The 19,093-nt window shown below is 62.6% G+C and carries 15 protein-coding genes and 1 riboswitch; of the genes, 7 read left to right on the forward strand and 8 right to left on the reverse strand.

Annotated elements, in window-relative coordinates; genetic code table 11:
* Positions 1-199: 199 nt before the first annotated feature.
* From AMD14_RS15835 to metX, 3 genes are read right to left on the reverse strand one after another with little or no spacing between them, the layout of a single operon-like run.
* A complete protein-coding gene (locus AMD14_RS15835; protein WP_015463465.1) occupies positions 200-1,288 on the reverse strand; it encodes a homoserine dehydrogenase family protein in 1,089 nt (362 codons plus the stop codon).
* The gene (locus AMD14_RS15840; RefSeq protein ID WP_011051996.1) at positions 1,285-2,502 is read right to left on the reverse strand and encodes an O-succinylhomoserine (thiol)-lyase; all 1,218 of its coding nucleotides are present in this window, start codon (positions 2,500-2,502) and stop codon (positions 1,285-1,287) included. The genes AMD14_RS15835 and AMD14_RS15840 overlap by 4 nt, the downstream gene beginning before the upstream one ends.
* Positions 2,499-3,530, reverse strand: a complete 1,032-nt coding sequence (gene metX, locus AMD14_RS15845) for a homoserine O-succinyltransferase MetX (RefSeq protein WP_011051997.1) — start codon at positions 3,528-3,530, stop codon at positions 2,499-2,501. The genes AMD14_RS15840 and metX overlap by 4 nt, the downstream gene beginning before the upstream one ends.
* A gap of 70 nt (positions 3,531-3,600) precedes the next feature.
* A riboswitch (SAM riboswitch) is annotated at positions 3,601-3,721 on the reverse strand.
* 127 nt (positions 3,722-3,848) lie between these two features.
* Between metX and AMD14_RS15850 the strand changes: the two genes are divergently transcribed.
* From AMD14_RS15850 to AMD14_RS15865, 4 genes are all read left to right on the forward strand, one after another.
* A complete protein-coding gene (locus AMD14_RS15850; RefSeq protein ID WP_040107651.1) occupies positions 3,849-4,754 on the forward strand; it encodes a M23 family metallopeptidase in 906 nt (301 codons plus the stop codon).
* Between the two features lie 137 nt (positions 4,755-4,891).
* Entirely contained in the window at positions 4,892-6,496 is a 1,605-nt protein-coding gene (locus AMD14_RS15855) for a peptide chain release factor 3 (protein WP_003482377.1), read from the forward strand.
* A gap of 75 nt (positions 6,497-6,571) precedes the next feature.
* Positions 6,572-7,216, forward strand: a complete 645-nt coding sequence (gene trhA, locus AMD14_RS15860; protein WP_003482378.1) for a PAQR family membrane homeostasis protein TrhA — start codon at positions 6,572-6,574, stop codon at positions 7,214-7,216.
* A 58-nt stretch (positions 7,217-7,274) separates the two neighbouring features.
* Positions 7,275-9,230, forward strand: coding sequence for an AsmA family protein (locus AMD14_RS15865; RefSeq protein ID WP_040107652.1), 1,956 nt, complete (start codon positions 7,275-7,277; stop codon positions 9,228-9,230).
* A gap of 12 nt (positions 9,231-9,242) precedes the next feature.
* Here AMD14_RS15865 and AMD14_RS15870 read toward each other — a convergent pair whose 3' ends face one another.
* From AMD14_RS15870 to mtgA, 3 genes are read right to left on the reverse strand one after another with little or no spacing between them, the layout of a single operon-like run.
* Positions 9,243-9,671, reverse strand: a complete 429-nt coding sequence (locus AMD14_RS15870) for a CBS domain-containing protein (RefSeq protein WP_011052000.1) — start codon at positions 9,669-9,671, stop codon at positions 9,243-9,245.
* Entirely contained in the window at positions 9,631-10,677 is a 1,047-nt protein-coding gene (locus AMD14_RS15875) for a glycosyltransferase family 2 protein (RefSeq protein WP_015463468.1), read from the reverse strand. Before AMD14_RS15875 ends, AMD14_RS15870 begins: the two co-directional genes overlap by 41 nt.
* Positions 10,678-10,679: 2 nt before the next feature.
* A complete protein-coding gene (mtgA, locus tag AMD14_RS15880; protein WP_011052002.1) occupies positions 10,680-11,420 on the reverse strand; it encodes a monofunctional biosynthetic peptidoglycan transglycosylase in 741 nt (246 codons plus the stop codon).
* Between the two features lie 74 nt (positions 11,421-11,494).
* Here mtgA and hslO point away from each other — a divergent pair, with 74 nt between their 5' ends.
* From hslO to AMD14_RS15895, 3 genes are all read left to right on the forward strand, one after another.
* On the forward strand, positions 11,495-12,385 hold the full coding sequence (gene hslO / locus AMD14_RS15885; RefSeq protein ID WP_005916944.1) for an Hsp33 family molecular chaperone HslO: 891 nt from the start codon (positions 11,495-11,497) through the stop codon (positions 12,383-12,385).
* 154 nt (positions 12,386-12,539) lie between these two features.
* Positions 12,540-13,373, forward strand: coding sequence for an XOO1806 family protein (locus AMD14_RS15890; RefSeq protein WP_003482392.1), 834 nt, complete (start codon positions 12,540-12,542; stop codon positions 13,371-13,373).
* A gap of 243 nt (positions 13,374-13,616) precedes the next feature.
* Positions 13,617-16,460, forward strand: a complete 2,844-nt coding sequence (locus AMD14_RS15895) for a TonB-dependent receptor plug domain-containing protein (protein ID WP_005916938.1) — start codon at positions 13,617-13,619, stop codon at positions 16,458-16,460.
* Positions 16,461-16,516: 56 nt separating this feature from the next.
* Here the strand turns inward: AMD14_RS15895 and AMD14_RS15900 are convergent, their stop codons facing one another.
* Positions 16,517-18,073 (reverse strand): tetratricopeptide repeat-containing sulfotransferase family protein, encoded by a 1,557-nt coding sequence (locus tag AMD14_RS15900; protein ID WP_011052005.1) that lies wholly within the window; start codon positions 18,071-18,073, stop codon positions 16,517-16,519.
* Positions 18,074-18,348: 275 nt separating this feature from the next.
* Positions 18,349-18,957 carry a TetR/AcrR family transcriptional regulator gene (locus tag AMD14_RS15905; RefSeq protein WP_003482399.1) on the reverse strand — a complete coding sequence of 203 codons (609 nt, stop codon included), beginning with the start codon at positions 18,955-18,957 and terminating at the stop codon, positions 18,349-18,351.
* Positions 18,958-19,093 lie beyond the last annotated feature (136 nt).

A 19,093-nucleotide genomic window follows, 5' to 3' on the forward strand; every position in this document is an offset into this window, starting at 1 on the left:
GCGCGCGCCAACTTTCATCCATCACGCACCCATCCGGCATCCGATCATCTTGCGACCACGCCTGGATCGAACGATCGGCCGTCTGGAGCCCGCACATCCGAGGTTCCAGCGCGTCGGCACGCGCAGCGTCGATCGCGCGCACGCATCCGCACCCCCCGCAAGGCGCACGGCAACGCGCCGCGTCAGCCCGGTCGCGTCATCAGCCGGCCACAATCCGCAGCACATCATCCAGCAGCGCCGCTGCAGTCACTTCGGCCCCGGCGCCTGGTCCCTGGATCAGCAGCGGCTGCGCGCGATAGCGGTCGCTGCTGATCGCCACCCGATTATCGGTCCCGGCACCGCCTGCCAACGGGTGATCCAGCGCCAGTTCGCGCAAGCCCACGCTCGCTCCATGCGCGTCCACGCGGCCGACAAAGCGCAGGCAACGCCCTGCCGCACGCGCCTGCTGCCAACGCGTCCCCACCACCGCATCCAGCGCGCCCAACTGCGCATCCAGCTCAGCAAGCGGCAGCCTGGCAATAGTGGCAGGCACCAGCGATTCCACATGCACCTGCTCGGCCTCCAGCTGCCACCCCGCGGCACGCGCCAGGATCAGCAGCTTGCGCCGCACATCCTCTCCAGAGAGATCGATGCGTGGATCCGGCTCGGTATAACCAGCCACCATCGCTTCCCGCACGCAGGCGGAAAACGCGCCACTGCCGTCGTAACGATGAAACAGCCACGCCAACGATCCGGACAACACGCCTTCGATCGAATGAATGCGGTCCCCACCGGCGACCAAGGCGCGCACGCTGCTCAGCACCGGCAGTCCCGCGCCCACAGTGGCGCTATCGCCGTAATACGCGCCGCTGGCATGGCGGGCCGCGTGCAGCGCCTGTGCACGCGACAACGCGGTGCCCTGGCCCAGTTTGTTGGCGGTCACCACATGCACGCCGCGCTGCAACCATTCGACATGCCAATCGGCAACGACATCGCTGGCAGTCGCATCCACCAGCACATCGCCGGCACGCAGCGCGGTGGTTTCTGCCCACGGCTGCAAGACCGTCTGCCCGCGTGGCGCCGCATTGGCGTGCTGCAGGGCCTGCTCGGCGCTGACGCCACAATCCTGCGCAACACGTGAATTGGCCAGCCAATCGAAGCGCGGCAAGCATAGTTGGCGCTGCTGCAGCGCGGTGTAGCGCGTCACGAAAGCGCGCCCCACGGTGCCGGTCCCCAGCAAGGCCAGCCGCGGCGTCGGCGTCACTGCAGCGACCGGAGCGCGGCGCGAAACGGGCAGGACATTGCTCACGCGTCGACCTGTTTGCGGCTGGCGTTAGTCAGGGTCGCTTCGGCACGGGCCAGACCGGCGCGCAGATCGGCCAGCAGATCTTCGGCCGATTCGATCCCGATCGACAAGCGCAGCAAGCCATCGGAAATGCCGGCTGCCGCACGCGCTTCGGCGGTCATTGCCGCGTGCGTCATCGAGGCCGGATGCGCGATCAGGCTTTCCACGCCGCCCAACGATTCGGCCAGGGTGAAGTAACGCAAGCCATCGACGAACGCACGCACGGCCGCTTCGCCGCCTTCCAGTTCGAAACTCATCATCGCCCCGAAGCCCTTCTGCTGGCGCGCGGCCAGTGCGTGGCCCGGATGCGAGGCCAGACCCGGGAAATACACCTGATTCACCGCCGCATGCCCATCCAGCAGCGCGGCGATCGCATCGGCGTTTTCCTGATGCACGCGCAGCCGGGCATCCAGCGTGCGCAGACCGCGCAAGGTGAGGAAGGCATCGAACGGCGAGCCGGTCAGGCCCAACGCATTGGCCCACCACACCAGTTGCTGATGCAGCTGGGCATCGCGTGCCACCACCGCACCGCCCACCACATCGCTATGGCCGTTGATGTATTTGGTGGTGGAATGCAGGACCAGATCGGCACCGAAATCCAGCGGCTTCTGCAATGCCGGCGACAAGAAGGTGTTGTCCACCACCGTCAGTGCGCCGACCTTCTTTGCAGCTTCGATGACGAAGCGCAGATCGGTGATGCGCAGCAGCGGGTTGGACGGGGTTTCGATCAGCACCAGTTTGGGCGACTGCGCCAATGCATCGGCCAGCGAGCGCGGATCGGTCAAGTCAGCGGTGACCAGCGCGAAGTGGCCCTTCTTGGCCAACGCATTGAACAGGCGCCAGCTGCCGCCGTACGCATCGTGCGGCACCACCAGCGTATCGCCGGGCTGCAGCACCGCATTGAGCACCAGATTGATCGCGCCCATGCCGGTGGAGGTGATCACGCCGCCCGCGCCGCCTTCCAGTTCGGCCAGCGCTTCGCCTAACAGGTCGCGGGTCGGATTACCGCTGCGGGTGTAGTCGTACTGGCGCTTGTTGCCGAAACCATCGAACGAGAAATTCGACGACACCACGATCGGCGGGGTCACCGCACCGTAGGCGGTGTCGCGATCGATACCGGCACGCACGGCGGCAGTGGCAGCAGTACAGGGGGCGTCGGCGGGGTCACGAAAGCTCATGGGGTTTCTCCGGTGCTGCGAAGGGCGGTAGTGAGGATTGCGTCGATGCGATCGATTTCTTTCAGGAAGGCGTCGTGCCCGTACGGCGAGCGCAACACGCGCAGGCTGCCGCGCGGGCCAAGACCTTCGACCAGGCTGACCATGTCGGCCAGCGGCACCAGGCGGTCGCCCTCCACCGCCACCACGACGGTAGGCACGCGCACTTGCGCGGGGTCGATGCGATGCAGGTCGATGGATTCGGACAGGCGCAGATATGCGTTCACCGGCGTGCGCGCCACGTACTGCGCGCCAGCGGCGTCCAGATAGTCTTCAGCGGCCACACGCACCCGGCCATTGATCACTTCCGGGGGCGCATCGAAGCGCTCGCTGAATTCTTCCGGCGTGCGGTAGCTGAGCATGGCGAACTGACGCGCCAGCGCCAGGCCATGCTGCTCCGCGCACTGCAGCTGGCCCAGCGCCACCGCGCGACGTTGCAGGGCACGCCAGGCCGCGGCGTACGGGTGCGCGCGGTGTGCGCCGCTCACCGCGACCAGGGTGCCGACACGGGCCTCGTGGCGAATTGCGAATTGCAAGCCCACCAACGCACCGTAGGAATAGCCGACAAAACCGTGCAAGCGCCCGATGCCCAGCGCATCCAGCAAGGCGGCAATCGCATCGGCCTGATCGGCGGTATCGATCGGCGCGTCCAGGATGCCGTCGGCACCGAGAAAATCGAATGCCAGCAGGCGGCGCGATGCCGGATCCAGCGCGCGGCCACTGCCCACCAGCCCATCCACCCAGCCCTTCTCGGGGAACAGGTTGCTGGCGGCCAGATGGCGGTGTGCGGAAATCCCGCCGGCCACGAACACCACCGGCGCATTGGCGGCGCCGATCAGTTCATAGCGCAGCCGCAGCTCGCGCATGCCGGCATGGCGCATCGGCAGGGCGATGACAAGTTCGCCGCGCACGGCAGTGATGCCGTCGTCGCTGCTGGCGGGGGTGTCAACGAAATCGTTGGTAGACGGCGATGCAGTATTCACGAGGCTCATGGCGGTATCCAGGGTGGATCGGCCATCGAGCTTCGCGGAGCTCGCGTTCGACGTGCGCAAGGCACGATTCGAACCATCTTTCGGCGGACGCGGAGGTCCCCGCAGGATTTGGCACCAAACGCGGACGCTTGCGCGCTCCGCTGGCTGCCCCGGCATCAAAGGGCCTGTCCCTCCGCCGGTCTCGATGGTGAGGCTAGGATGCCGCCGGATTTTCGCGATGTCAATCTCTTCATGCGGATGGAAAGATATATTTTCATCCGATACCACTACGGTCGACGCGGGGCCGCATACTTGCGCCCCCTTGCTCGAGTCGATGGCGTGCCCTACCAAGTGTCTCGCACCGCCCTGCCCGCCCTGATCGCGGCATGCGTTTTGCTGCCGGCCTGGGTCCCTGCGGTACACGCGCAGCAGCGTTGGCAGTGGCCTGCCGCCGCAACGCCTTCGTCCCAGACACCTGGCGCACCGTCCACGATGGCATCTTCAGGCAGTGGCGCCTCGCTGCAACTGGAGTGGCAGGCACCGGTGTACCTGGCCTGGGTCACCAATCCGCTGGCCGGGCCTGCGCAACTGCGCCTGAGCGCGCTGTCCAGCGAGGATTACCGCGCCGTGCCGCAGTTACCGCTGACGCTTGAGTTGGCCGCACATGAGCGCCGCCTTGTGACCCGGCTGTATCCGGCCAGCAACCAGCGCACCCTGGGCGGTTTCGGGCTGACGCTCGAGGTGGTGCCGGGCAATCCGGGGGCCGCCCCGCAGCCGGTGCGTTATCAATTGCCATTCCACAACGTGCCGGTGCAGGTGGCGCAGGGCTTTGGCGGGCAGTTCAGCCATGTCGACCCGCCCAACTGGTATGCGGTGGACTTCGCCATGCCGCAGGGCACGCCGGTGCTCGCAGCGCGCGAGGGCGTGGTCATGCAAGTGCAGCGCGATGTCCTCGACAGCACCCCGAACGACCCCACCGCTGGCGGCGGCAACCTGGTGCGCGTCCTGCATGCCGACGGCAGCATGGCCCTGTACGCCCACTTGGCGCCCAATGGCGTGGCCGTGCGACCGGGCCAGGCGGTGCGCACCGGCGAGCGGCTTGGCACCTCGGGCAATACCGGCTTCAGCACCGCGCCGCACCTGCATTTCGCGATCCAGCGCAATGCCGGCATGCAGTTGCTCTCGCTGCCGTTCCGCATGCTCGGCCCGCAGGGCGAACTGCATTTTCCCTCGCCGGCGCCCTGACCGTCGCCGGGCCGACAGACGTGCGCCGCCCGAATCGCACGGCGCCCGCGCCTTCCACAAAAGCGTGCCGCAGCGAAGCCGCTATAATCGTCGGCTTCCTCAGTTTCCGCAGGCGTCCGACCGGGCGCGCCCCGCCCATGTCCGAAGTCTCCAACGAAGCCGCGCGCCGCCGCACCTTCGCCATCATTTCCCACCCCGATGCCGGCAAGACCACGCTGACCGAAAAACTGTTGCTGTTCGGCGGCGCGATCCAGATGGCCGGCTCGGTGAAGGGCCGCAAGGCCGCACGCCATGCCACCTCGGACTGGATGGCGCTGGAAAAAGAGCGCGGCATCTCGGTGACCTCCTCGGTCATGCAGTTTCCGTACGAGGGCAAGATCGTCAACCTGCTCGACACGCCCGGCCACGCCGACTTCGGCGAGGACACCTATCGCGTGCTCACCGCGGTGGACTCGGCGCTGATGGTCATCGACGTGGCCAAGGGCGTGGAAGAACGCACCATCAAACTGATGGAAGTCTGCCGGCTGCGCGACACCCCCATCATGACCTTCATCAACAAGCTCGATCGCGAAGGCAAGAACCCGATCGATCTGTTGGATGAAGTGGAAACCGTGCTCGGCATCCAGTGCGCGCCGGTCACCTGGCCAATCGGCATGGGCCAGCGCCTCAAGGGCGTGGTGCACCTGATCTCCGGCGAAGTGCATCTGTACGAACAGGGACGCAATTTCACCCGTCAGGATTCCACCATCTTCCCCTCGCTGGATGCGCCCGGCCTGGTCGAAAAGATCGGCGAGCAGATGCTGGCCGAGCTGCGCGAGGAGCTGGAACTGGTGCAAGGTGCCAGCAACCCGTTCGATCTTGACGCGTACCGCGCGGGCCAACAGACCCCGGTGTTCTTCGGTTCGGGTGTCAACAATTTCGGCGTGCAACCGTTGCTGGATTTCTTCGTCGAACACGCACCGCCGCCGCAGACGCGTGAGACCACCGGCCGCCGCGTGGAGCCGACCGAAGCCAAACTGAGCGGCTTCGTTTTCAAGATCCAGGCCAACATGGATCCGCAGCATCGCGACCGCGTGGCCTTCATGCGCGTTTGCTCTGGCAAGTTCACTGCCGGCATGAAGACGCTGCATGTGCGCAGCGGCAAGGACGTCAAATTGGCCAACGCACTGACCTTCATGGCGTCCGATCGCGAGATCGCCGCAGAAGCGTGGCCGGGCGATGTCATCGGCATCCACAACCACGGCACCATTTCCATCGGCGACACCTTCACCGAAGGCGAATCGCTGTCGTTCACCGGCATTCCCAACTTCGCGCCGGAACTGTTCCGCCGCGCGCGCCTACGCGATCCGCTCAAGCTCAAGCAATTGCAGAAGGGTCTTGCGCAGCTGTCCGAAGAAGGCGCCACGCAATTCTTCCGCCCGTTGATGAGCAACGACCTGATCCTGGGCGCGGTCGGTGTACTGCAGTTCGACGTGGTCGCGTATCGGCTCAAGGACGAATACGGCGTGGATGCGATCTTCGAGCCGGTGAGCGTCACCACTGCACGCTGGGTGCACTGCGACAACCCCAAGAAGCTGGAAGAATTCCGCGAGAAAAATGCCGGCAACCTGGGCATCGACGCGGCCGGCGAGCTGGTGTACCTGGCACCGACCCGCGTGAATCTGCAGCTGGCGCAGGAACGCGCGCCGGATGTGCGCTTCTCGGCCACCCGCGAACATGCGCATGTCAAGGCGGTCGATTGACCTGCGCGTGACCTGCAGCAAGCGTGCGGGACCGCTGGCGATGCGAATCGCTCGCAATTGCGGTACCTTTTTGGCATGAACGCAGACGCCTCCCCCTCGACCGACCTGCGCGACGAAATCGCCAGCGCCGTCACGCACGGCCTGGGGGCGATTGCCGCACTGGCCGGTGGTTCGGTGCTGATCACGCTGGCCGCCATCTATGGCGATGGCTGGCAACTGGCCACCGCCATCGTGTTCAGTGCCACGCTGGTATTGCTCTACGTCGCCTCCACGCTGTTCCATGCCATTCCGCATCCGGGCGCCAAGGCGCGCCTGCAGGTGCTCGATCATTGCGCGATCTATCTGCTGATCGCCGGCACCTACACACCGTTTACGTTGATCAATCTACGCGGCCCGTGGGGCTGGGGATTGTTCGCCGCCATCTGGACGATCGCCGCCGCCGGGGTGATCTTCAAACTGTTTTTTACAGGTCGCTTTCGATTGCTCTCGACGGTGCTGTATCTGGCGATGGGCTGGCTGATCATCGTGGCCATCGAGCCGCTGCTGCGCTCTGTCGACACCTGGTCGCTGTGCTGGCTGCTGGCTGGCGGGCTCTTCTACACCTTGGGCACGTATTTCTATCAACGCGACACCCAGCGTTACTTCCACGCCATCTGGCATCTGTTCGTGCTCGCCGGTAGCGCTTGCCACTTCGTTGCGGTGATTGCGCAGGTGATGTGATCTGTGACCAACAGCGCGTTCGCGCGCCGTGCACGAGCCATCGCCAACCATTGCGCACGTGAATAACGTGCCCTCCTCTCCCGCTGCTTCGCCCACCCGCGTATCGCGCCGTCGCCGCTGGTGGATCGGGCTCGGCATCGTTGCTGCGCTCGTGGCGATCTTCGTCCTGCTGTTCGACTGGAACTGGTTACGCGGGCCGGTGGAACGCGCAGTCAGTGCGAAGACCGGGCGCGAATTTCATCTTGGTCATCTGGATGTCGATCTGGGCCGCATCACCACGGTGCGTGGCGAGCGATTGAGCCTGGGCAATGCATCGTGGTCCAAGCGCGGCGCAATGGCAGAACTGAATGCGGCAGAGATCGATGTCGAATTCTGGCCACTGCTGCGCGGCAAGCTGCGGTTGCCGGAGATCCGGCTGGAGCACCCCACGCTGTTGCTGGAAGCCGGCAACGACAGCCATCCCGGTAACTGGGTCTTCGACCAGAGCGATGGCGACGGCAGCATGCCGCGCCTGGGCCGCCTGTTGGTTACCAACGGGCGGCTGCAATATATCGACGATGCCACCCGCTCGGATGTGGATGTGGCCATCAACAGCCTGGCACCGCCCAGCAGCGACCAGCGCGCCGCACCGATCGGCATCGACGGTGAGGGCCGCTGGAAAGGCTATCCATTCTCGCTCAAGGGCAACACCGCCTCGCCGCTGGAATTGAGCCAAAGCGAACATCCTTTCCGCATCGATCTGCGCGGCAGCGCGGGCGCCACGCGGACGCATGTGCGCGGCACGTTGACCAATCCATTCCAGTTCCGGGTGTTCGACCTGCAGATGGCGCTCAGCGGCCAGGATATGGAAGACCTCTATCCGCTGATCGGCGTCGCGATGCCATCTACGCCCCCTTACAAGCTGGACGGCCGCTTGCGCCGCGATGGCGATGTCTGGCGCTATGAAAAGTTCACCGGCACTGCCGGCGACAGCGATCTTTCCGGCACTGCAGAAATCGACCTGCGCAACAAGCGCCCGTTCCTGCGCGCAGACCTGGCTTCCAAACGACTGGATTTCGACGACCTGGCCGGTTTCGTTGGCGCGCCGCCCAAGACCGGCAACAACGAATCGGCAAACGCCGAGCAGAAAAAGCAGGCCGCGCAGCTTGCCACCAGCGCGCGCGTTCTGCCGACAACGCCGTACGACCTGTCCAAATTGCGCGCAATGGACGCGCAGGTGCGTTGGCGCGCACAGCGCATCAACGCACCGTCCTGGCCACTGGACGACATGGACGCCTCGTTGACGTTGAAGGACGGCCTGCTGCGGCTGGATCCATTGAACTTCGGCGTCGCCGGCGGCGACATTCGCTTCACCATCGGCATGGACGCGCGCAAAGCAGTCATCACCACCCAACTGAAGGCGAGCATTCGCGGCATTCGTCTGGATCAGCTGTTTCCCGATGCCACGCTCGCCAAGCAGGCCTCGGGGGCGATCGGCGGCGAGCTGGATCTGCGTGGCCGCGGCAACTCCATCGCCGCGATGCTCGGCAGCGCCGATGGCAGCATCGGCGTCGGCATGGGCCGCGGCCATGTCGGCAACCTGATCATGGAGCTGGCCGGCCTGGACATCGCCGAATCGCTGAAATACCTGCTCACCAAGGACCGCCAGATTCCCGTGCGCTGCATCTTCGGCGACTTCGGCGTACAGGACGGGCTGATGCAGTCGCGAGCACTGGCTTTCGATAGCACCGACACGATCATCGTCGGCGAAGGCAACATCAGCCTCAAGAACGAAACACTCGATCTGCTGCTGCGCCCGCGCCCGAAAGATCGCAGCATCCTCAGCCTGCGCTCGCCGTTGCGGATCGGCGGCACTTTCAAGGACCCAAGCTTCCGCCCCGACTTCAAGGCGCTAGGCGTGCGCGGCGCGATCGCGGTCGCACTCGGCAGCATCGCACCACCGGCTGCCCTGCTGGCGACCTTCGAACCGGGCCCGGGCAAAGACAGCGACTGCGGCGGCAAATACGCGCAGTAATGCAGCGCAGCGTCAGCTGGCGATGTAACGCTGCAGCTGGTCGATATCTTGTTGCTGCGCTTCGATCACTGCCTTGACCAGGTCGCCAATCGAAATCACGCCTTGCACGCGGCCGTTCTCGACCACCGGCAGATGGCGAAAGCGTCCGTCGGTCATCAGTTGCATGCAGCGCTCCACCGTCTCCGACGGCGACACTGTCACCACCTCGCCGCTCATGATCTGCGCGACGCTGGTCGTAGAAGACGAGCGATCGCGCAGTACCACCTTGCGCGCGTAATCGCGCTCGGAGACGATGCCGACCAAGCGCGGCCCTTCCATCACCAGGACCGCGCCGATGGCCTTCTCGGCCATCAGGCGAATCGCCTCGATCACCGCGGCATCGGCGGCAACGGCAAATACCTCAACCTGCTTGGTCCCCAACAGCTGTCGTACGGTCTGCATGGCCCGCTCCGCGCTTGCTCTGGTGATCGCAGCCTACTCCTACCGCGCCGCGGTGGGTATCGACCAGATACAACGGGCGCTGCTTGGCCTCGTCGTACAAGCGGCCCAGGTATTCGCCAATCAGGCCCAGAGCAATCAGCTGAACGCCGCCCAGAAACAGGATCACCGACATCAGCGTCGGCCAACCGGCCACGGGGTCGCCCACCAGCGCAGCCTTGATGACGACCCAGGCACCGAACAGGAATGCCAGCAGCGCGGTAAGCAGGCCCAGATACGTGGCCGCGCGCAGCGGCACCGTGGAAAAACTGGTAATGCCATCTAGTGCGAAATTCCACAGCCGCCAGACCGTGAACTTACTGTGCCCGGACAGACGCGGCTCACGCCGATACGGCAGCGCCACCTGGCGAAACCCGACCCAACCGAAGAGCCCCTTCATGAAACGGTGGCGTTCGCGCAGCTGCTGCAAGGCTTGCACGACACGTGGCGACAGCAAGCGGAAATCACCGGTATCGGCAGGAATCGGGGTGCGCGACAAGCGCCTTATCACACGATAAAACGCATGCGCAGCGCTACGTTTGAGCCAACTCTCGCCCTCGCGAATGACCCGCGTACCGAAGATGTTGTCGTAGCCGCCACGCCACAACGCAACGAATTCCGGGATCAGTTCCGGTGGATCCTGGCCATCGGCATCGAGCAACACCACAGCCCCCGGCAGCACATGGTCCAGTCCGGCAGAAATCGCCACTTCCTTGCCGAAATTACGCGACAGCCGCACCGCACTCACCTGCGCATCCGCCTCGGTCAGCGCATGCAACACCTCCCAGGTGCCATCGGTGCTGCCGTCGTCGACATACAGCACGTGCGTCTGCACTGCAGGCAGCTGCGCCAACACCGCGCACAGGCGCGGATGCAGCAGGGGAATGCTGGTTTCTTCATTGAAGGCCGCGATGAGCACCGTCAGGCGTTCGGACGCAACCGGCACCTGGGCAGTGGCGATGGCGCTCACCGTCAGGGCGCCTGCAGATAGGCAGGGCCGCCCAACTGGCGCGCCTGCCGCTGGATCCACCCCGCACGTCGCTGCACGAATGCGCCCGGACGACGCGCGTCATAGCGCCGTGGCGATGGCAACACCGCCGCCAGGCGTGCCGATTCGCTCGGCGACAAGCCTGCCGCATCCTTGCTCCAGAACTGCTGCGCAGCCGCTTGCGCGCCATACACCCCGTCGCCGAATTCGGCCACGTTGAGATACATCTCCAGGATGCGTTGCTTCGGCCAGAACAGCTCGATCAACACCGTGTACCAGGCTTCCAGGCCCTTGCGCACCCAGCTGCGCCCCTGCCAAAGGAACACATTCTTGGCGACCTGCTGGCTGATGGTGCTGGCGCCGCGCACGCGTCCACCGCGGGCATTGTGATCGCGCGCCTTCTCGATCGCCTGTAGATCGAAACCGTGGTGCATCGGAAACTGCTGATCCTCCGCGGCCACCACCGAAATCGGCAGGCTTGCGGCGATCTTGTCGTAATCACGCCACTGCCGATGCAGCGAAAAGCTCCAGTCGCCCTCGCCCCAGGCTTCCAGGTAACGCCCCGCCATCATGCTGCTGATCGGCGGATCGACCACCCGCAAGATCAGCACCTGCAGCACGCTCGCCGCTGCAAACAGCAGCGGTGCCGCCATCAGCCAGCGCAACCAGCGCCGCGCGCGCCGCGGTGGCGCCGCCTGCTTGCCATCCCATGCATCCGTCCCCATTGTTCGCTACGACCTTCAATCCCGATGCCTGCCGCATTATCCGGCAACCAGCGTCCCTTACGCCCGATGTTTCCATGACCGATCACGATCAGCTTTCCCGTTTCCTGCTGCCCGCCGCTGGCGTGCGCGGCGTCCATGTGCGCCTGACCAGGGCCTGGCACGACATCCAGGGTGCCGCCGAGTATCCGCCCGCCGCGCGCCAACTGCTCGGCGAAGCTGCGGTGGCCGCTGCACTGTTCACCGGCCACACCAAGGTCGACGGGCGCCTGTCGGTGCAACTGCGCGGCAACGACATCCTGCGCACCCTGTTTGCCGAATGCACCGCGGCCGGCACCTTGCGCGGCATCGTGCAGTTGGCCGAGGGCGCGGATGCGCCGACCGACCTGCGCGAACTGGGCGAGGCCGCGCTGCTGGCGATCACCATCGAGAACCCCGGCCTGGACCCGCGCGAGCCGCAGCGCTACCAGAGTCTGGTCGGCATGCAGGCACCGGACCTGGCCGAAGCGTTCGAAACCTATTTCCAGCAGTCCGAACAGTTGCCGACGCGCTTGCTGCTGGCCGCTGGCCCGGATCAGGCCGCCGGCCTGCTGTTGCAGAAGCTCCCCGGCGACGAAGGCGACACCGATGGCTGGACCCGGATTGGCGCCCTGTTCGACACCCTGGGCGCACCGGAGCTGCTCTCGGTCGCCGGCCAGGACCTGCTGCACCGTCTGTTCCACGAGGAAGAGCCGCAGTTGCTCGGCAGCAAACCGCTCAGCTTCGGCTGCTCCTGTTCGCGCGAGCGGGTCGCCTCGATGCTGCAATCGCTAGGCGAGGAAGAGGCGCGCGCGGCCGCCGAGGCAACGGGCGAAGTCGAGGTGCGTTGCGAATTCTGCGGCCGTGAGTATCACTTTCCGTTGACCGCGCTGGACGTACTTTTCAACGCGGCGCAGCCCTCGCAGGAAGCGCCAGAAAGGTTGCAATAGATAGGATGACGGTTGCGTTCTTGGGGGGACGCGACCACTTGTTAAATAATCATAAACACCCTAGCATCCTACTTGCCCGCTCTCGGGAACTTAACAACTGCCCCTGGGTCTGACCTCTGGTATGCGATATCTACTGCGCCTCCCGCTAGCTTTGATGGTTGCCCTTGCGGCGGCCACAGGCGTGCACGCGCAGTCGGCGCAGCAGTTGCGCGAAAGCACCATCCTGCCGGTGTGGAACAAGGGCAGCGGCAAGGTGGAAGCCTTTCTGTACCTGGAGCCGACCGGCGAGCAGAAAGCCGGTGCGCGCTGGCATTTCGGTCGCAACTCGCTCGATGCCGCGTTCGGCCTGAGCTCCGGCGACTCGCTTGGCCTGCTCTGCAACAGCAGCCGCGGCACCAATATCAGCGGTCTTGCCAGCCATTGCCTGCTTGCAGGCATCGGCGATGACGAAGAAGACAGCGCGGCTGCCTCGCGCCGCGTGTCCGGCACGCTGGGCTTCAATCGCGGCGGTGGCCGGGTTGGCGTCACCGCCGGCACCGGCCGCGACACCCTGCCCGCCTGGCTGATCGGTGCCGGCAAGGCGCCGTTGACGCGTGTCGAGCAAAACGACCTCACCGTCTTTGGGCAGAAGAACATCGGTCGCGAAGGCTTTGTCTCGATCGGCGGCACGTATGCGCGCGCACGCCTGGTGCCGCTGGCCGACGTGTCCCCGGCCATTGCCGATCAGTGGGACAGCAAGACCTTGAGCGTTGGCGGCGGCTATGGCGCTTTCAGCGCCAACGTCATCGGCCGCGTTGTCGACGTCCCCGGCCAGCCCGAAAAATGGGAAGGCCTGGGCCTGGGCCTGACCTGGCGCACTCCCTGGAGCGGCCAGCTCACCGTTGGCGCCGAGAACGTCATTTCCCGCGGCAAGAACCCGTTCGCGCCAAGCAACGAGAGCAACAGCGACGGTACGGTTCCGTACGTCAGATACGAGCAAGACCTGTAACCAACTGATTCCAAAGCATTTATCTAGACGCCACCGCCCCACAGCCGGTGGCGTTTTTCGTTGCAGATTGAGCGCCAGGCTGCCACTTTCACAACCCTCTTCTTTTTCGTTAACGGGACTTTAATTTCTCTCGCAACGCATATACCATCGGTTCACCCTGACGTTTTGGATCCGCTTTTTTCGGAACCCCCGGCAGGCAAAACAACCCTTGGCAGTACCCAAGATCACTTGGAGAGAGAGCTAATGAATTGCAAGTCCAACAAGCTGCGCGATGCAGTTGTCCTCGCGCTCGTCGTGGGTGTGGGCGGTACCGGCACCGCCATCGCCCAGGAAGCCGGCACTACGAATCTCGACAAGATCGAGGTGACGGGTTCGCGTATTAAGCGCGCCGACGTAGAGAGCTCACAGCCGGTCTTCAGCATGTCTCGCGAGGACATTCAAGCGCAGGGCTTGACCTCGATTGGTGACGTGCTGCAGAACCTGACTGCGAATGGTTCTGCTTTGAATTCGACGTACAACAACGGCGGCAATGGCGAGACCCGCGTGAGCCTACGTAACCTTGGCTCGAATCGCACTCTTGTCTTGGTGAATGGCCGTCGCTGGGTCGCCGGCACGGGCCTGGGCGGGGCTACCGACCTGAATACCATTCCAACCGCGGCAATCGAGCGCGTTGAGGTCTTGAAGGACGGTGCGTCGTCCATTTATGGGTCCGATGCGATTGCTGGTGTAGTCAACATCATCCTGCGCAAGGACTTCGATGGCGCCGAAGCGAATGCTTATTTTGGACAGTACAGCCAGGGCGATGGTTCTCGCGAAAGCTATGACATCACGATCGGCAGCTCAGGTGAGCGCTTCCGCACGTTGTTCGGTGCTGCTTATGTGAAGGAAGAGCCGGTGTCGGCGGGCGATCGTGAAATCTCGGCCGTTCCGATTTACAAAACGGGCACGGCTTTCGGCAGTACCACCAGCCCGAACGGTCGCTTTGCGCTTTGCAATGGCACCTTTTCTCCTGGCGCGTGCTCCGGAACTCAGACCCGCCCGAACGGCACGACCGGCCAGTTTGGCTATGATGCCGGCTCAACTCCGGCAAACTGGCGTAACTGGGGTACTGGCGCGGACGATGTATACAATTTTGCGCCGGACAATTACCTGGTAACTCCGCAGGAACGCAAGTCGATCTTCGGCCAAGCCAGCTTCGACATCACCGACAAGGTGCGCTTCACAACGCAGGCGACCTATAACAATCGCCAGTCAGAGCAGTTGCTCGCTGCCATGCCGATCGTTCTGGGCACCGGTCCCGGCGCGGGTGTGCAAGCGCAGACGGTCTCCATCTCGGCCAACAGCGTTTATAACCCGTTCGGTAGAGATGTCTCGCGTGTCCAACGCCGCGCGCAAGAAACCGGCGGACGTAGCTTCAAGCAGAATGTCGATACCTTTGGATTCGTTGGTGCACTAGAAGGTAGCTTCGAAGTTGGCGATCGCTACTTCTCGTGGGATGCCGGCATGAGCTACGGCCGCAACGACCAGAACGACACCACAACCGGTTTGTTTAACGTTCTGGCACTGCGCAATGCGCTCGGCCCCTCGTTTATTGATGCGGGCGGGGTCGCGCGTTGCGGAACGGCTGCCTCAGTCATCACTGGCTGCGTACCGTTGAACCTGCTGGGCGGCGAAGGCTCGATCACACCGGAAATGCTGAGCTACAGCAGCTTCGTTGCACACGACGAGTATCAGTACAAGATGAAGCAGTACTTCGCCAATTTCTCTGGTGATATCGTCGATCTGCCAGGCGGCATGTTGGCGTTTGCCGCAGGCGTGGAGCACCGTACCGAGAGCGGCTACGACTCCCCGGATGCACTGATCGCCTCCGGCAACACCACAGGCAATGCACGCACCCCAACCTCGGGCAGCTACTCGCTCGACGAAGCCTACCTGGAAATCTCGATCCCATTGCTCAAGGATCTGCCGGGTGCCCGCACGTTGGAATTTGATATCGCTAGCCGATACTCGGACTACAACACTTTCGGTGACACGACCAACAGCAAGTTCGGCTTCAAATGGAAGCCCATCGAAGACTTGTTGGTACGTGGCAACTGGGCACAGGGTTTCCGTGCTCCATCGATCAATGAACTGTACGCTGGCGTTGCAGACTCGTTCGAGCAAATCAGTGACCCATGCTCGACCACTTTCGGTGGCGGCTATGCTGGGCTGAATGCTACTCAGCGCGCGCGCTGCACAGCACAGGGCGTCCCTGCCGGCGGTTACGATCAGGGCAACGCACAAATCCGCATCAGTACGGGCGGCAACCCCAACTTGCAGCCGGAAACATCGACCAGCAAGACCCTCGGCCTAGTTTGGAGCCCAAGTTTCTTTGAAGGCTTCGACGTGTCGCTGGACTGGTGGCAGATCAAACTTGAGAACACCGTAACTTCGTTCAGCGGGCAGCGGATTTTGGACGACTGCGTCCGTGACGGCGTTGCGCAGGCGTGTGGCCTCTTCACACGCGCTGCTGATGGTTCCATCGCTGATCTCCTCTCGGCGGGCCTGAATATTGGCTCTACGGTTGTCGAGGGCTATGACATGACCTTGAACTACCGCCTGCCCGCTCAAGCCTGGGGCAGCCTGTCGTTCAATTGGGATACCACGTATTTTGCAAAGTACGAGGACAACAACGACGGGAATAACCTCGTTGGCGAATACTTCGACCGCAACAACAACTGGCGCATCCGTTCCAATCTGATGACCCGTTGGGAGCTTGGTGATTTCGGTGCCACGTGGCTGGTTCGTTACTTCTCAAAGCAAGACGAACCCTGCCCCTTCTCCGACAACGACTATGGCTTCGGGCAGCTCTGCAGCAACTTTAATGCCGACGATTCGGACCGTTCCTACAACCGTATAGGCGCCACCGTTTACAACGACGTGTCGTTCTACTGGTCCGCACCGTGGAATGCACGCATCACGCTCGGTTTGAACAACGCGTTTGATCGTAATCCCCCGGTTTCGTACACGACGTTTGCCAACAGCTTCGATCCTCAATATGAAGTGCCGGGGCGTTTCCTGTACATGCAGTACCGTCAGAAGTTCTAAGAGAAACCGCCCCAAGAAAAACAGCCCCGTTTGGGGCTGTTTTTTTTGTCTAACTTTTAGCCTTCGGCGACAATGGACCTGAGCGGCTCTAGCCAAGAAGAATAGTTCCGCCACACGCCACCTCGATCCGGCGAAATACCGGCCCGTACCGACGCGACGCTGGCAGTTGACACCGCCTGCTTGCCGATCCCAACGTCCAGCATCCCCGACTGAAAGGTCATTCCACAAAACTCCATGACGTGTCGAAGGGTCGCTTCAGGCTCAGCAACCAGATCTGAATATCTAATCCGCATGAAGACGTCGCTTGCGATGAGGTCCCAATGCTTCACTAGCGCCTGATAGCGGCAATGAAACCGGGCAAGCTCATCCTGTCGATAAGAATAATTGGCCACCCCCGAAAAGAGCAGCCTCAAGTTCGAGAAACACACATCCATCGGGTCTCGCTCGATGCAGATAATTTTGGCAGAGGGCAAACATTTCGCGATCATTGGTACGTTCAAGAAATTTGCCGGCAATTTCTCAACATATCCGCGGCTCCCCTTCGCCATCCAAGGCACTGTTCGTCGATAGCCGGTTGCAATGGCATCAAGATGACTATCGGAAAATTTTTGGGCGATGGTTAGATCTACAGCGTCACGTGCATAGTGATCCACAACGTGACGAAGCTGCTCGGGAAACGAATATGTTTCCCCGGCTGCAGCCAACTCGGCATGTCCCGAAAGCATCCTTTCCAATAATGTTGTACCGCTTCTATGTAGACCTACAACAAAAATGGGAAGGCAATCCTGCTCGACCACTGACCGCACTTTCAAACTCCGCTCGGAGAATTTTCTCAGCAGCTCATCAATGAGCATTGCAGATTCGCTCTCGCGGTAATTTACAAGCGAGCGCATCACCTGGTTGGCGCGCTCAAGCTCAGCCCATGCGAGCTTATACTCTGTCAAATCGTGTAACTCCTTGTGCAAGGCATACCGGAGATACGCCTCACCAAGACTTCCAGCCCTGCAGCGAACGAGCTGGGAACGCAGACGATCTATGTGATTGCTCTGCGCCGTCTGCAGCCTGAGTCCTGACAACATCCAAGATGCCTGCAAATACCCCCCATCAATGCTCAGCGCATGCTCGTACGCAAGCTCCGCTCCCTTTGCGTCGCCCATGAAGGAAAGCAAATTCCCTTTGAAATAGATGGACGGCACGTGCTTAGGATCGGCGAGAAGCGCTTGATCAACCAACCGCATTGCATTGTCTTGGTCGCCGATACCACTAAGCAGGACCGCTATCTCCGCCAACTGGATGGGCGACAAGGGATTCTCTGCGAGGCGATTCTCTACAAATTCGACCAACGCACTATACTCATTGAAGTAGCTCAGGCGCCTAGCAACATTCACGGCAACTGAGCCACCATCAACCCTCAACGATGTCGCCGACAGCGCGTGACTTTTGGCAAGCCTATGCGCCCCCAGAGCGGAAGCCGTAAGTGAAAGCCCTATCACGTTCTCGGCAGAACCAGGATCAAGTTGAGATGCCCTTGAGAAGAAAACCTGAGCCTGATCGAAGTCACGCCGCACCAGCGCCGCCGCTCCAGCTTTATACAACTCAACCGCTTCAGTCATGCATCACCTTTGGAGAGTGCTCATCCGAGGAAAGAGCAATGTGAGGCTGTAGTATTTGGAGCACGCTTTAACATAACTATTAGCAGTAATTAGATACGCAGCACTGCCTTTCGCGACTTTTGGAAAATACGCGAACCCGAGCAACAGGAGGGGCGCCTGGCCAATCGATCCAAGACGGCGACCTACGCAACATATAGAGGATCAATACGCCTGACTTATCTTCAAAATCGCTTGCATCAGTTGTCGTTTCAGCACGCTCTTTACAACAACTCTGCTCACCCCGGAATCAACGTCTGGATCACATGCTCGACGTAGGCTTCGAAATCTTCCCGGGCCGGCTTGGGCTGTTGCAATTGCAGTGAGAGTTGCAGGAAGCCGACGTAGGCGGCGTAGGCCAGGCGGGCGCGGTGCTGGGCATCGGTACGGGTAAGGCCGGCCTGGCGGAACGAGGCGATGAGGTAATCGAGGCGACGTTGCGAAACGCGGTCGATGACCGGGCGTACGGCCGGGTGATCGAGTGCCTTGAGTAGTTCGCTGTAGATGACGTGCGGTTTGACTTCGTGGGCAACCAGCTGGAACAAGGCGCGCAAGCGGGCGCTGGGGTCGGGCACGTCTTCCAGGCTACCGAACACTTCCTTTTGCTCGAAGATTTCCCAGCGCTCGAGGGCGGCCTGCAGCAGGGCATCGCGCGAGGGGAAGTGCCAGTAAAAGCTGCCTTTGGTGACGCCGAGCCGGCGCGCCAGTGGCTCGACTGCAACCGCGCCCACCCCTTGTTCGGCGATCAGGTCGAGCGCGGCCTGTGCCCAATCGTCCGCGCTGAGGCGATTGCCGCGACCGGAACTGGCGCGGGGCGTGGTGAGGCTGGAGTCGATGGTGTCGTTCATGCCGCGATTTAACCATACGCTTGTGTCAGTTGCAGTATGCATCACGAAATTGACATATCAGCGCCATGATTCCGTGGCCTAACCGTCCATACGATTGAGTATTGACAGCAGTCATCGTGCATCCATACCATTAAGT

This window comes from Xanthomonas citri pv. citri (assembly GCF_000961215.1).
GTDB lineage: Bacteria > Pseudomonadota > Gammaproteobacteria > Xanthomonadales > Xanthomonadaceae > Xanthomonas > Xanthomonas cissicola.

Coding starts and splice junctions, on each gene's coding strand:
- AMD14_RS15840 (WP_011051996.1), bottom strand. CDS start 2,502: ATGAGCTTTCGTGACCCCGCCGACGCCCCCTGTACTGCTGCCACTGCC.
- metX (WP_011051997.1), bottom strand. CDS start 3,530: ATGAGCCTCGTGAATACTGCATCGCCGTCTACCAACGATTTCGTTGAC.
- AMD14_RS15855 (WP_003482377.1), top strand. CDS start 4,892: ATGTCCGAAGTCTCCAACGAAGCCGCGCGCCGCCGCACCTTCGCCATC.
- trhA (WP_003482378.1), top strand. CDS start 6,572: ATGAACGCAGACGCCTCCCCCTCGACCGACCTGCGCGACGAAATCGCC.
- AMD14_RS15870 (WP_011052000.1), bottom strand. CDS start 9,671: ATGCAGACCGTACGACAGCTGTTGGGGACCAAGCAGGTTGAGGTATTT.
- mtgA (WP_011052002.1), bottom strand. CDS start 11,420: ATGGGGACGGATGCATGGGATGGCAAGCAGGCGGCGCCACCGCGGCGC.
- hslO (WP_005916944.1), top strand. CDS start 11,495: ATGACCGATCACGATCAGCTTTCCCGTTTCCTGCTGCCCGCCGCTGGC.
- AMD14_RS15890 (WP_003482392.1), top strand. CDS start 12,540: ATGGTTGCCCTTGCGGCGGCCACAGGCGTGCACGCGCAGTCGGCGCAG.
- AMD14_RS15895 (WP_005916938.1), top strand. CDS start 13,617: ATGAATTGCAAGTCCAACAAGCTGCGCGATGCAGTTGTCCTCGCGCTC.
- AMD14_RS15900 (WP_011052005.1), bottom strand. CDS start 18,073: ATGACTGAAGCGGTTGAGTTGTATAAAGCTGGAGCGGCGGCGCTGGTG.
- AMD14_RS15905 (WP_003482399.1), bottom strand. CDS start 18,957: ATGAACGACACCATCGACTCCAGCCTCACCACGCCCCGCGCCAGTTCC.